The organism is Mycobacterium sp. ITM-2016-00317 (assembly GCF_002968295.1).
Classification (GTDB): Bacteria; Actinomycetota; Actinomycetes; order Mycobacteriales; family Mycobacteriaceae; genus Mycobacterium.
Genome location: NZ_CP134399.1, coordinates 5,808,706 through 5,821,590 on the forward strand (window position 1 = coordinate 5,808,706; position 12,885 = coordinate 5,821,590).

Below are 12,885 nucleotides of genomic sequence, written 5' to 3' on the forward strand. Positions count from 1 at the left end.
TGCCCCGGCCCCGCGTGATCGACCTCGAGCCGCTGCTCGACGCGGCTGAGCAGGCCGCTGCCGAGGCCGGTCCGCGTGCGGTGACCATCCGCGCATTGTCCGAGCGCACCGGTATCTCCAACGGCGCGATCTACCACGCCTTCGGCTCGCGGGGCGGCCTACTCGGTCAGGTCTGGCTGCGCGCGGCGCGGCGCTTTCTGACCGAGCAGCGGGCCGCGGTCGCCGACGCGCTGCCGGACGGACCCCAGGCCGCGGTGGTCGCGGCGGCGCAGTGCCCGGCGGTGTTCCTGGAGAACCACCGGGCCTCGGCGCTCTACCTTCTCGCGCTGCCGCGCGGCGAACTCATCGGCGCCCGCGACGTTCCGGCCGGGCTCGCCGACGAGCTACGCAACCTCGACGGTGAACTCGCCGGCCTGCTCGTCGAACTCGCCGAACACATGTGGGGCCGTCGGGACCGGCACGCGGTGGCCGCGATCCGCGCATGTGTGGTGGACCTGCCCACTGCGCTGCTGCTACGAGGGCAGCAACCGCCGGATTCGGCCGCACGCGAGCGGCTCGTCGCCGCGGTGCGCGCCGTGCTGACGCTCACCCCGCCAACCACGACACCCAGGAAGTCAACACGATGACGACACAGCAGCCACAGGCGACGAATCTCCGAATCTGGAACGCCCTGCGCAATCTCCCCTTGGGCACTTGGGTGTTCAGCCGGGCGGTGTGCCTGAAGGCGCCGTACTTCCGGTCCGTGCATCCCGCCGTCGAGGAACTGCGCCCGGGCCACTGCGTGGCCACCGCACGCAACCGGCGGGGCACCCGCAACCATCTCGGCACTTTCCACGCCATCGCGTCGTGCAACATGGCCGAGTTGGCCGGCGGGTTGATGACAGATGCGACGGTTCCCCCCAGCCACCGCTGGATTCCGGTCGGGATGACCGTCGAATACAAGGCGCAGCTCAAAACCGCTGTCACCGCCATCGCGCACCTGGATTCACTTCCGGAATTCGGCGGCGAGCCAATCGAGCTCATGGTTCCGGTCGACATCCGCGACACGGACGGCAACGTCTGTGTCGCCGCCCGGATCACCATGCGGATCTCTCCGCGCCGTATCTAGCCGGTTCAGGCGGCGACAGCGGTGCCGCAGATGCCGCACACTTCGAACGTCCGCCGCTTCCACCGTGCGACCGGGACGAAGAACAGGGTGAACTGCTTGAACTCCCGCATCCGGTTCCACTGCGTGGTGTTGTGGCAGCGCGGGCAGGTCCGGACCTGCCCTGCGCCCAGGTATTTCTGCTTGGTGCCGTAACCGAAGAAGAGCAGCATCTGATCAGCCTAGAGAGTCCGCGCCGACGCTTGCCGCGAGATGCGGGGCGCCGTCGGAACCCCGCGTGATCAGGCCCTGCTCGGCGAAGGCATCCAACCATCCGCCCATCGGCCAGCTACCCCAACGGCGGTGGTAGACATGCGCGTTGCGCACGATGTCGTCGAGGTGGCGCACCGGCGGGCTCTCGACCGGGTGGTACTGGTGGAACGCATGCGCGCCGCCCACCCACCTCATCCCGACCCCCCGGGCCGCGGCGCACCGGGCGAAGTCGGTGTCCTCTCCGCCGTAACCCACGTACTCCTCGCAGAAGCCGCCCGTCCTCGCCCACGTGGTGATGGTGACAGCGAACGACAGTGACCAGAACAGCTCGTAATCCGTTGTGCGGAGGACGGTTCCGTCAGGCGGCGCGGGCCGGGCGGGGTGCGGCCGGACATGGCGACTCAGGGCGTCCAGGTGGTATCCGCCGGGCTTCGGCGGGGGCAGGTAGGTGACAGGACCGCACAGCAGCGCATCGCGGTGTCCGCGCTGCTGCGCCGCCGAATGGTAACGCGCGATCAGCTCGGGTGACGGTATGCAGTCGACGTCCAGGAAGATCAGCAGTTCGGCGCCGCGGGCAACGGCGGTCTCGGCGCCCACGTTGCGTGCCTTCGCCAGCGGTAGCGGCGCTGCCGCGGGGCACGCCACGACGCGGGTGCCGGGCCGTTCGGAGTTCACCACCGCGGCCACCCCGGGGTCACCGAGCGCGACGACGACGTGGTCGTCGGGCCGCTGCCTGCTCCGCATCAGGCCGCGAATCTGGTTGCGCAGGTGGGAATGCCGCTGGTGCGCGATGGTGATCACTGCGATGTTCATGCCGTCCCGGCTTCCCGGCCGCACCGGACGGCGGTCGATTCGATCGCTGCGGCAGCCCGTGCCGCGGCACCGTGCACCTGCCACTGCCGCCAGCGGTCGGCGTCGCCGGCGCGGACGCGCTGCAGCAACTCCGGCCATTCGCCGCGCGCGGGCCAGCGCGCAGCGGTGACGGCCAGCCCGTGCCGCTCCAGCACCGACGCGGTCGCGTGCTGCTCGTCAAAGGGCCGGGGCTGCGGGATGACGACCGCGGGTCGCCGAGCTGCGGCGATGTCCGCGACGCTGTTCTGGCCGGCGTGGCTGACCACGACGTCGGCTTCGCACAGGTACGGCCACGGGTCGTCGGTCCACATACCGGATGCACCGCCCAGTGCGGTGTATGTGGCGCCGTCCCACACCGATTGGCAGCCGAAGGCATCAGCGGCACCGCCGAGCAGCAGTACGCGCAGATCCCCGGTATCCCCGCGGTCGACTCCCGGCGCCGTCCGCTCCTCGAAGCGACTGATACCGCCCACGTAGCTGGTCTTGTGGGCGTGTGGCCGCAGCCAGCGGGGGGTGTGCAGTCCGGCCGGCCACGCGGCCAGGATGTGGTCGGCCATCTGGTGGACGAGTACGTGCGGCGGGTCAGTCCGGTCGCCGGGCAGCGCCACCACGACGGTCGGAACACCCATCAGTCGCAGGAAGACCGCGACCTCGACCGACACGTCGACCACGCACGCCTCGGGCTGCGCGTCCCGGACCCACTGTGCCAGCGCGTACATGCGGGTGCCGTAGCCGGGGTCGTGGTGAGGCGCCCAGTGCAGCGCGCCGTGCGCGGTCGGGTCCGACACACGATCGGCGGAGTCGTCACGAGGAAGTGTGACGACCGCGGAGAACGGATGTCGTTGCGGCACGGAGGCTGACGTCAATGCCGTCACCGGCCGGCGCAGGTGTGAGGCGATGCTGACGGCCCGGGCGAGATGGCCGTACCCGTGATGGTGGATGTAGTAGCCGATCATCGGTGTCGTCACTCCTGGCTGAGATCATCTGTCGGTAGAGATGCAGGTAGGCCCGCAGCATCGCTGCGGCCGAACATTGGCGCACCGCATGCTCATGCACCCGACCGCGCGGCAAGCCCGCGGCCACCGGTATCGCGGCCGCCAGCGCCGCGACGTCCCCGGCCGGCACCAGACACCCGGCCTCGGGTGCGACCAGCTCCGGGATTCCGCCTCGGGCGAACGCGACAACCGGTGTGCCACAGGACATCGCCTCGGCCACCACGAGTCCGTACGGTTCGTCCCAGGTGGGGGTCACCAACGCGACCGAGGCCGCGCCGACGAGGCCGGCGAGCCGCTGTTGGGTCAGATGGCCGGCATACCGGACTGTGTCGTCCAACTGCGGTGCGATGAAGTCGGCGAAGTAGACCGGGTCGGAGATCGGCCCTGCCAGGGTGAGTGCGCGACCCGCCATCCGGGCCGCCTCGATGGCCAGGTGCGGTCCCTTCTCCGGGGTGATCCGGCCGAACCACACGGCCCTGTCCCCGCCCGGGCCCAGCGGCCATTGACGGGCGTCGATCCCGTTGGGCACCACGGTGAACGGGCCGCCGACCGGGGCCCAGGCCGCTGCGGTGTGTTCGGAGACCGCGGCGAAACGCGTCCCGCGGCCACCACCGGCCTTGATCGCCGACTCCAACCACGGGGTGGGTGGAGTGTGCACGGTGGTGAGCATCGGCGTCGACAGGGTGGGGGCCATCGCCACCGGCAGGTAGTGCAGGCTGTGGTTGTGGATGACGTCGAAGCGGTCGGCGTCGGGACCCGCCAGCCGCAGCATCAGCGACAGGTAGGCGTGGTGGTCTTTCATGAAGCTGTCTGCCGGCATCGAGGCGTCCGAGCGAGCGGCGTGGGACACCTCCAGGTGGTGCACGTCCAGAGACGCGCAACCCAGGGCCGGGTCGGAGCCGGTCGCGGCGAACAGTGCGACCTGGTGTCCGTGCTCGGCCAGTGCCCGGGCCAGGTGCCACACGTGTGCCTCCAGCCCGCCTGCGAACGGCTGGCTGATCGGGTAGCGGCACGAGGCGATCAACGCGATCCGCAACGGACGCTTCATCACAGCGTGCGCTCGTACAGCGTGCGGTGTGCCTCGGCGAGCAGCGCCCGTTCGGTCAACCGCCCCGGCCAGGTGGCACGGGGAGCCGGTGTACCGCGTCGCCACCGGTCATAGGCCTGGTGCAGCGCGGACTCCAAGGAGCGCGGGTCGAACTCCTCCTCGGTGAACGTGAAGACGCCGCACGGCCGTTGCTCGGCGTAGAAGCCGCAGCTGGGAGCGATCACCGCGGTGCCCAGATCGAAACACGCCTCCAGCCAACCGGAATGGGTGCCGAATCGGTAGGGCAGTACGGAGACCGATAGTCCGGCGAGGTACTCCCAGAGTTCGGTGTCCGAGAAGTACGGATGCACGCAGACCTCGACGTGCTCGCGCCGGTCGAAAGCCAGGACCGACTCGCCGAACCGGGGTGCGTACCAGTGGTTGCCTGGATCGAAGACTTCGTCGTGAATGTCGATGCGCAGCAGCGCATCCGGCAAATCCTTGACGGCGCCGGCCAGTACCTCAAGGACGGGCAGCGGGTCCATGTTGGCACGCCGGCTCTTGACGTGGACACCCACCACGAAGCGTTCCGCAGGAGGCCGCGGCGCTTCGATATGCGGACGTTCCAGGACATGGGGGTGTGCCAGCACGTGGGCATGCTTGTCCCACCGGCGGCGAATCTCCTGCGCCGCACCAGGGGTGAGCGTGATCAGGACGTCCGCCGCGGCAACCAGCACATCCTGTTGCAGGATGTGCTCCGCGGGGTCGTGGTGATGAGGATTGCGCAGGTCGTGCACGGTGTACACCAGCGGTTTGTCGTAGTCCTTCAGCTCCTGCATCACCTCGGTCAGCACATCGGCACCGACGGCATCGAACCCGAAGTGGATGTGGAATACGTCAAAGAGCTCGTGGTTGGCGCTGACCCAACCCGGCTCCAGCATCAACGGCGGCCACCAGCCACCGGGAACCTTCCTGCCGTCGGCGGGTACCGGGTCGGGCAACCGGATCACCTCACCCCTGTCCGCCGGATCGGCCAGGTGTCGCACGTAGACGTGTGACGCCGGTACTGAAGCGACACGCAGCAACGATGGTCTCCTCATCAGGACGATGACGCCGCAGGACGCGCGGAGCACCGGAATTCCGGCGCGTTGTCCGCGCGCCGTCCCTCCACATTGAGGAACACAACCCAGCGGGCTTACCCGGCCGGTGCGGCACCAAACATCGGAACTGGTCACGCTGTCGCCGTCACACGTGCCGCAGGCTCATCACCACGCCGGAGACCAACCCGTCACCCAGCAGCTCCCCCATCTGATCGGACTGCTGCTCGGACAACTGCCAGGTGTGCTTGGCGCCGTGCCTGCGCTCGAGTTCCTCGTCCACCTTCGCGACGCTGTCCTGCCACCGCTGCGGGATCGGCGGCAACTCGGCGGTGCCCAGCTGCGCGTCAGTGCGCAGACCGGCCTCGGCCAGCAGCCTGGGCAGCGATTCCCGCGTCGGGAAGTGGTTGCCTTCCGGCGCCCGGTCGGCGGGCAGGTCGGTCTCGGCCACGAAAACCAGCAGGCCGATCCGGCCCGGCGGCCGCACGACCCGGCGCAGTTCGGTGAGCACGTCGAGCTGATCGGGGGTGGTGCACAACACCCCGAGGCACCATGCCGCGTCGAAGGTGCGGTCCGGGAACGGCAGCGCGCCGGCGGTCGCCTGCACCACGGGGTACGGGAACAGCGTCCGGGCCGCCCGGCAGGCCCCGGCCTGCGGCTCGACCAGCACCGGTGCCACCCGGGCCCGGTCCGCGGCGTAGGCCGCGGGGCCGCCGACGCCCGCGCCGCAGTCCAGCAGCACCTCACCGGACTGCAGACTCATCCGGTCGGCCAGCCAGTCCAGCGCCCCGGGGTTGCCGCTGCCCCGGCACCCGGCCGGGATGTGGAACTCGGGTCCAAGGTCGCGGGCCAGTTCCGCGGTCCATTCGGCCACGGTGTCGAATTCGGCCTCCATCGCCTCGCTCATACCGTCGGCCTTTCTGTGCGAATTCGTTGTCCCACTTCGGCTTTGATCCGGGCACCGGCGCGGGTGCCGCTGCCGGACGCCAGCCCCGAGATGTTCACCCCTGCCACCCCGTCGATGGCCAGCAACGCACGCGCTTCGGCGACCGCGGCGTCGATACCGGCCTCGACCGGGTTCGGTGCCTGCAGCACCCGCGCGACCACCCCGGGGTCCAGCCCCAAGCCGGGCAGTCCCTGCAACACCGCGGCGGACACCTCGTCGGTGAACACCGCGACCGCGGCCAGCACGGGGATGGTCAGTCCGGCTGACCGCGCCGACGACATGAACTCCGCGACCGCCGCAGGCGAGGACACATGGTTCAGGACGGCCAGTCGGGCACCCGCATGCTGCTTCTGCACCAGCCGCTGCGCGCGCCCGTGGACCGGCGGCGCCGTCACTGTCTCCGGCGCGGCGGCGGTGATCCCCAGCGACGCGGCGAGCGCGACAAGGCGCGGGCCGTCCAGGTCGAAGGTCTGGGTGACGTCGGGGCGCACGTCGTAGCCGCGCCCGTCGCCCGTCACGCACAGCACCGTCGCTACGCCGGTCAGCGCCAGCCCGCGCAACTCCTGTTCGAGCACCACCCGGTTCCGGTCCCGGCAGGACAGCGTGATCCACGGCGTCACTCCGGTTTCCAGCAGCAAACCACCCATCAGCGTGGGCGGGAAGTCGGGCCGGTTCTGGTGTTCGCCGACCAGCACCGCGTCGCACGAGGGTGCCAGCACCGCCGCGGTCGATGCGATGTCCACGGGATCGAACGGCGTGCAGCTGAAGTCCGTCAGGATCAGCGGCGCAGCCGCCGCAGGCGCGGGGGTCGCGGCGAGGACGGGCCACGGCACGACGTCGGGAAACGCGCACGCGCCCGGGCGCATCTCGCACTGCCCGTCGGGACGCACCCCGCCACAGGGGCCGAACGTCATGCGCTTGGGACAGTCCACGTCCATGTGCGGTCCCCCCGGGTCGGTCGATGCAGACCCCCCGCATTCCCGCCCCCGCCGCGGATTAGTCCTCGCGGGTCAGCGGGTGAGCCGGACGACCGCGCTCCACGGCCTGCCTCCGGGAGGGCGGCGCGGATCGGGCTGCGGCAGCCGAGCCACCAGCCGCAGCGGCCACGGCAACCGGCGCAGTCGATGGGCTACCACGAAGACCGATTCCACTTCGCCTGTGCGCCAACCGAGTTGCTCGAAGTAGCTGATTCCCTCGGCCGGCGCGAACTTGAACGGCGCGTTGCGCAGCAGGCCGCCGGTGTTGTCGTTCATCCACTTCTTCAGGCCCGGTCCGGCCAGGTCCAGCACCCACCACGCGACTTCCGGGCGGACCAGTGCCGTCGACAGGTCGGCGACGTCGGAGGGTTCGAGGTACATCAGCAGTCCCTCGGTCAGCACCAGGGCTTTCCGCGCGCCCGCGAGCGCCGTGTCCAGGAACCGGTCCCGGGCGGCGGGGTCGGCAAGGTCGACGGGGTACCGCGTCAGCAGGCATCTCGGCGTCTCGCCGGTGAGCAGCTGCTCCTTCTCGGCGACCAGGCCGGGCAGGTCGGCCTCCACCCAGGAGAACTCGGCGGGCAGACCCAACCGGTACGGGCGAGTGTCCAGTCCGGCCGCGAGGTTGACCACGCGGTCGCAGCCGGCGGCGACGGCGTCCATGATCAGATCGTCGATGGTCTTGGTGCGGGCGACCATCCACCATCCCGAGCGCATCACCTTCGGGACCGAGGCCGCGATCTGGCGGCCGCGTTCGCCGGCGAGCCGGTCGGCGTACGGGTCGTCGAACACCGCGTCGGGACGCGCGGACTCCACGGCGCGATACACCGCGACCCAGCGCGCGGTGTCCGAAACGTGCGATACCGGTCCGTCTTCGACGCTCATCCCGGTGAGGCTACGCGTCCGGATGCGCTAGACCTGCGGTTGTTCGGCGCGGTTCGGGGAACACAGCGCAGGTGTTGACCGCTGCGCTGTTCGGACTCACCGCCTCGAGCGCCCTGGTGATCGGCGCCGTCATCGGCGTCCGTTGGGATCTGCCCAAGAAGGTCACCGGTGTGCTGCTTGCCTTCGCCAGCGGGGCGTTGATCTCCGCTCTCGCGTTCGAGTTGTTCGAGGAGGCGTTCCACCTCGGTGGGGCGCTGCACTCGGGTCTCGGCCTGCTGGCGGGCGCGGCGACGTTCGTGCTGGCCGACAGCCTGCTGGACCGTTACGTCAGCGGAAACTCCGGTCCCGACCAGCGTGAGGTGGTGTCCGACGGAGCACGCCGCGGTGTCGGGCTGGCGCTGCTGGCCGCCGTCACGCTGGACGGGGTGCCCGAGAATCTCGCGCTCGGGGTCTCACTGGTCGGTGGCGCGTCGCTGTCCCTGCTGGTCGCGATCTTCTTCTCCAACCTGCCCGAGTCGCTGGTCGGCGGGATGGCGATGCGCCGCTCGGGCATGAGCGGGCGCGCAGTGCTGGGGGTGTGGGTGGCGTGCGCGGCGCTGCTGGCCGCCGCGGTGGTGGTCGGGCGGGTCACGGCCGGCCACTTCAGCGATCCGGTGCTGGCGGTCGCGTTGTCCTTCGCCGGCGGCGCCGTGCTCGCCTCGCTGGCCGACACGCTGATGCCGGAGGCGTTCGAGCACGGTAGGCCGCTCAATGCGTTCGCCACCGCGGGCGGCTTCTTCCTGTCCTTCGTGCTGGCCGGCTGACTGCTCGCGAGCGTGCGCTCACGGTAGCCCGGATCGCGTGAAAGCGACGGTGAGTGCACGCTCGCGGCGCACGGACGCGGACGGTGGTTACCAGCCGGCGTTGCGGGCCAGGTCGATGGCGTTCTGGCTCATGAAGGTGCCCGCACTCGGGAAGCCGCGGCACGCGCCGTCGGATTCACCCGGGCGCTTCACCCACAGGAACGCGTCGACCTGCGGGTTGCCGGTGTCCGTGGTGGGCCGTGCCCCCAGCGCCCGCCCGCTCGGGTTGCACCAGTACAGATCGTCGCCCTCGACGGGCCCGGCCCCGTTGCGCGAGGTGTCGATGACGAAGGGCTTGCCGCCGGTCATCCCCGAGATCGCGGCGCCGTATCCCGTCGACTCCTCGGTGGTGAAGAAGTTCGCGGTGTTGAGGCTGAACCCGCGGGCCTTGGCGATGCCGACCTGGTTGAGCCGGTTGGCCATCACGTCGGCGGCCACCCAGCGCGGGTGTCCGGCGTCGACGTACACCGCGGTGCCCGGGTTGCGGCTCAGCGTGTCGACGGCATAGCCGATCAGCTCGAGCCGCTCCTGCTGCTGGCCGGGCGACAAGCAGTCGATCATGGCCAGCGCGTCGGGTTCGAGGATCACCGCGGCGCGCCCGGGACCGATCGCGGCGGCCACGCCGTCGATCCACGCCCGGTAGGAGCCGCCGGAGCCGAACCCGCCCGCGGCATAGCTGCCGCAGTCGCGGTTGGGGATGCCGTAGAGCGCTAGCACCGGGATGGTGCCCGCGGCCTGCGCGGTCTGGATGTACTTCGCGTCCACGGCCGGAGTGGAGATGTGGTCCATCCAGTACGCGGTCGGGGTGTTGACCACGGCCGCCAGCAGCGGATCCGGATTACCGGCCGCGGCCCGCATGCCCTTCGAGTGGGGGTTGACGTAGAACGGCATCCCGGCGAGCGGGTTGGCGTCACTGGCCAGCCGCACCGCCGGGGCGGGGGCGGGCGCGGGTCCGGCGACCAGGCCGAGACCGGCGACGGCCGCTACCGCGGCGCAGGGAGCGATGAGGCGGGCGACTGCACCAACAACGGAGAACGTCACCCGTGGAAACTTAGTGGTGCTGTGCACCGAGTGCCAGTCTCCGTCGCAGTGGGTACTCCTCCCCCGGTGTCCGGCCGCGGGGGAGACGAGGAGCACGGGTGTTGCGAATTGCGCTGATCGCGCACAACCACTTCCCTGTTCGGGAACCCTTCGCAGGCGGGATGGAGGCTCATCTCTGGCATCTGGCCCGCGCGCTGGTCCGGCTGGGCCACCGGGTCACGCTGTTCGCCGCCGACGGGACGGATCTGGCACTGACCCATCCCGGGCTGACGGTCCGGGCGTTGCCGGTCAGCGCGGCGGCCGCGGTGCCGTTCCCGCTACCCGGTGCGGTCAAGCAGTCCCGGCATGACGCGTACGTCGCGGTGATGTCCGAGCTCACCGAGGTCCACCACCGGCGCTTCGACGTCATCCACAACCACAGCCTGCATTACGTGCCGATCCGGTGGGCTCGGCATCTGCGCACCCCGATGCTGACCACACTGCACACCCCGCCGATCCCGCTTCTGGAAGCCGCGATCGGTGCGATGAAGGACTCCGATCTCGCATTCGCCGCGGTCAGTCGCCACACCGCGAACGCGTGGGCCCGCGTCGGCATCGACCGATTGGCGGTCGTACCCAACGGTGTCGACGTGACCCGGTGGCCGCAGGGCCCCGGCGGCCCGTACCTGGTGTGGGCCGGGCGGATCGTGCCCGAGAAGGGCCCGCACCTGGCCATCGAGGCCGCGGCGCTGTCGGGTTATCCGCTCGCGCTGGCCGGACCCGTCGGCGACGAGGACTACTTCCGGCGCCGGATCGCACCCCGGCTGGGTGGGCAGGTGGCCTATCTCGGTCACCTCGACCAGCGGCGGCTGGCGTCGCTGGTCGGCGGCGCGGCGGCCGCGCTGGTCACCCCGGCCTGGGACGAACCGTTCGGCCAAGTCGTCGCCGAGGCCGGCTCGTGCGGGACCCCGGTGGTCGCGTTCGCCCGCGGCGGCATCCCCGAGGTGGTGGACCGGGAGTCGGGACGGCTGGTCAGCCCCGGCGACACCGACGCGATGGCCGCCGCGATTCCCGAGGCCGCCGCGCTGCGCCGTTCGGCGGTGCGCGAGTCGGCCGTGGCCAGGCACAGCGTCTCGGTGATGGCCGCCAGATACGTCGCGCTCTACCGGGACGTCATCGACGGCGCCGGTCGCCGGGAGCTCGATCGGCCGGCCTGACGGCCGGGGCCTGCCGCACCCGCTCAGTATCGTGTCCGGTGATGTCTGCCGATCAGCCCGACGGGATGGCTCGGCGCCGGCGCGCGCTGCACTTCGCCCTGCGGGGGCGCCGTGAGCCCGCGTCAGGCGCCGGGCAGCGCCGGCGCATCTCCGGCGGGCTGAGCGAACGGCACACCCGCAAGGTGCTCGACCTGACGATCCGGCTGGCCGAGGTGATGTTGTCGTCCGGGTCGGGCACCGCCGACGTGGTGGCGACCGCCAAGGACGTCGCGCAGGCGTATCAACTGACCGACTGCGTGGTCGACGTGTTCGTCACCACCATCTTCGTGTCCGCGCTACCGGCCGCGGACAGCCCGCCGGTGACGATCGTGCGGGCGGTGCAGGCACGATCGACCGACTACAGCCGGCTCGCCGAACTCGACCAGCTGGTCCGCCGGATCACCTCCGGCGGCGTCTCCGTCGACGACGCACACGACGCGATGGACGAGCTCTCCGAACGGCCGCACCCGTATCCGCGCTGGATCGCCACCGCCGGGTGGGCCGGCTTCGCACTCGGCATCGCGATGCTGCTCGGCGGCACCTGGCTCACCTGGATCCTGGCGGCGGTCACGTCGGCGCTGATCGACCGGGTCTGCCGGCGGCTCAATCGCGCGGGCACTCCGCTGTTCTTCCAGCAGGCCGCCGGGGCGTTCATCGCGACGCTGATCGCCGTTGCGGCGTACCTGCTGGTGGGGCAGGCGCTGACTGCGCTGGTCGCGACCGGGATCGTGATGCTGCTGGCCGGCATGACCTTCGTCGGTTCGGTGCAGGACGCGCTGACCGGCTACATGCTCACCGCGGTGGCCCGGCTCGGCGACGTGCTCTTCCTGACGCTCGGCATCGTGGTCGGGATCCTGGCCGGACTGCAGGTCGCCTCGCTGGCCGGCATCCACATCGAGCTGCGGGTCGACTCCTCGGAGCTGTTCGCGCCCCCGACCCAGCCGGGGCAGATCGCGCTGGCGGTGTCGGGCGCGGCGCTGGCGGGCGCCTGCCTGACGATCGCCAGCTACTCGCGGATGCGCTCCGTGCTCACCGCAGCGGTCGCCGCCGGACTGGCCGAGGCGGTGCTGATCGGTCTGAGCCGCGCCGGCGTCGGCCAGGTGGTGGCCACCGGCGCCGCCGCGGTCGGGGTGGGTCTGCTGGCCACCCTGATCTCCATCCGCCGCCAGGCGCCCGCACTGGTCACCGCGACCGCGGGCATCACGCCGATGCTGCCGGGCATGGCCGTGTTCCGGGCGGTCTTCTACTTCGCCGTCGACCAGGACTTCTCCGCAGGCATGGCGCAGGCATTGGCCGCAGCGGCCACCGCGCTGGCGATCGGGGCAGGCGTGGTGCTGGGCGAGTTGCTCGGGTCGCCGCTGCGCTACCGCGCGGGCCGGATCAGCGAGCTGCTGCGGATCGAGGGGCCGCCGGGTCTGCGCCGAGCCGTCGGCAAGGTGGTCGCGCTGCGGCCGGCCGCCGATCAGCAGCCGCCCCGCAGCCCGCATCAGCGGTCTTGGAGCGTCGCACTCGAACCGTCGTCCACCGAGCCGGCCGGCCCCGCGCGCGACGACAGCCTGGATACGGACAACGGCGAAGCCGAGGCACGCTGACGGCGGCGAAGGTTTAATTCTCTACGCAACGAGCACATAGCG

General features: G+C 71.0%; 14 protein-coding genes. 5 read left to right on the top strand and 9 right to left on the bottom strand.

All coding sequences use genetic code 11. The features are described 5' to 3' along the window. The first annotated feature begins 14 nt into the window (after positions 1-14). Positions 15-626, top strand: a complete 612-nt coding sequence (locus C6A87_RS27880; protein WP_311118111.1) for a TetR/AcrR family transcriptional regulator — start codon at positions 15-17, stop codon at positions 624-626. Next, the gene (locus tag C6A87_RS27885) at positions 623-1,108 is read left to right on the top strand and encodes a hotdog fold domain-containing protein (RefSeq protein WP_311115188.1); all 486 of its coding nucleotides are present in this window, start codon (positions 623-625) and stop codon (positions 1,106-1,108) included. The genes C6A87_RS27880 and C6A87_RS27885 overlap by 4 nt, the downstream gene beginning before the upstream one ends. 5 nt (positions 1,109-1,113) lie before the next feature. On the opposite strand, the gene C6A87_RS27890 is transcribed toward C6A87_RS27885, so the two are convergent. The 8 genes from C6A87_RS27890 to C6A87_RS27925 all read right to left on the bottom strand — a co-directional run bounded on the left by C6A87_RS27890 (position 1,114) and on the right by C6A87_RS27925 (position 8,133). Next, positions 1,114-1,317, bottom strand: a complete 204-nt coding sequence (locus tag C6A87_RS27890; protein ID WP_311115189.1) for a zinc-ribbon domain-containing protein — start codon at positions 1,315-1,317, stop codon at positions 1,114-1,116. 4 nt (positions 1,318-1,321) lie between these two features. Continuing rightward, complete coding sequence (locus tag C6A87_RS27895) at positions 1,322-2,170, bottom strand: galactosyltransferase-related protein (protein ID WP_311115190.1); 849 nt, start codon at positions 2,168-2,170, stop codon at positions 1,322-1,324. Then, complete coding sequence (locus C6A87_RS27900) at positions 2,167-3,060, bottom strand: glycosyltransferase (protein ID WP_311115191.1); 894 nt, start codon at positions 3,058-3,060, stop codon at positions 2,167-2,169. Before C6A87_RS27900 ends, C6A87_RS27895 begins: the two co-directional genes overlap by 4 nt. Then, positions 3,014-4,252, bottom strand: coding sequence for a glycosyltransferase (locus C6A87_RS27905; protein ID WP_311115192.1), 1,239 nt, complete (start codon positions 4,250-4,252; stop codon positions 3,014-3,016). The genes C6A87_RS27900 and C6A87_RS27905 overlap by 47 nt, the downstream gene beginning before the upstream one ends. Further along, the gene (locus tag C6A87_RS27910; RefSeq protein ID WP_311115193.1) at positions 4,252-5,331 is read right to left on the bottom strand and encodes a glycosyltransferase family 1 protein; all 1,080 of its coding nucleotides are present in this window, start codon (positions 5,329-5,331) and stop codon (positions 4,252-4,254) included. Before C6A87_RS27910 ends, C6A87_RS27905 begins: the two co-directional genes overlap by 1 nt. 145 nt (positions 5,332-5,476) lie before the next feature. After that, complete coding sequence (locus C6A87_RS27915) at positions 5,477-6,235, bottom strand: class I SAM-dependent methyltransferase (RefSeq protein WP_311115194.1); 759 nt, start codon at positions 6,233-6,235, stop codon at positions 5,477-5,479. Continuing rightward, the gene (locus C6A87_RS27920; RefSeq protein ID WP_396836949.1) at positions 6,232-7,212 is read right to left on the bottom strand and encodes a methylenetetrahydrofolate reductase; all 981 of its coding nucleotides are present in this window, start codon (positions 7,210-7,212) and stop codon (positions 6,232-6,234) included. Before C6A87_RS27920 ends, C6A87_RS27915 begins: the two co-directional genes overlap by 4 nt. A gap of 72 nt (positions 7,213-7,284) precedes the next feature. Further along, positions 7,285-8,133 carry a class I SAM-dependent methyltransferase gene (locus tag C6A87_RS27925; protein WP_311115195.1) on the bottom strand — a complete coding sequence of 283 codons (849 nt, stop codon included), beginning with the start codon at positions 8,131-8,133 and terminating at the stop codon, positions 7,285-7,287. A gap of 71 nt (positions 8,134-8,204) precedes the next feature. On the opposite strand from C6A87_RS27925, the gene C6A87_RS27930 reads away from it, so the two are divergent. After that, the gene (locus C6A87_RS27930) at positions 8,205-8,936 is read left to right on the top strand and encodes a zinc permease (protein WP_311115196.1); all 732 of its coding nucleotides are present in this window, start codon (positions 8,205-8,207) and stop codon (positions 8,934-8,936) included. An 87-nt stretch (positions 8,937-9,023) separates the two neighbouring features. On the opposite strand, the gene C6A87_RS27935 is transcribed toward C6A87_RS27930, so the two are convergent. Next, the gene (locus C6A87_RS27935) at positions 9,024-10,016 is read right to left on the bottom strand and encodes a glycoside hydrolase family 6 protein (RefSeq protein WP_311115197.1); all 993 of its coding nucleotides are present in this window, start codon (positions 10,014-10,016) and stop codon (positions 9,024-9,026) included. A 98-nt stretch (positions 10,017-10,114) separates the two neighbouring features. Here C6A87_RS27935 and C6A87_RS27940 point away from each other — a divergent pair, with 98 nt between their 5' ends. Both C6A87_RS27940 and C6A87_RS27945 read left to right on the top strand, forming a co-directional pair. After that, a complete protein-coding gene (locus C6A87_RS27940; RefSeq protein WP_311115198.1) occupies positions 10,115-11,212 on the top strand; it encodes a glycosyltransferase family 4 protein in 1,098 nt (365 codons plus the stop codon). Positions 11,213-11,253: 41 nt separating this feature from the next. Further along, a complete protein-coding gene (locus tag C6A87_RS27945) occupies positions 11,254-12,843 on the top strand; it encodes a threonine/serine exporter family protein (protein ID WP_311115199.1) in 1,590 nt (529 codons plus the stop codon). Positions 12,844-12,885 lie beyond the last annotated feature (42 nt).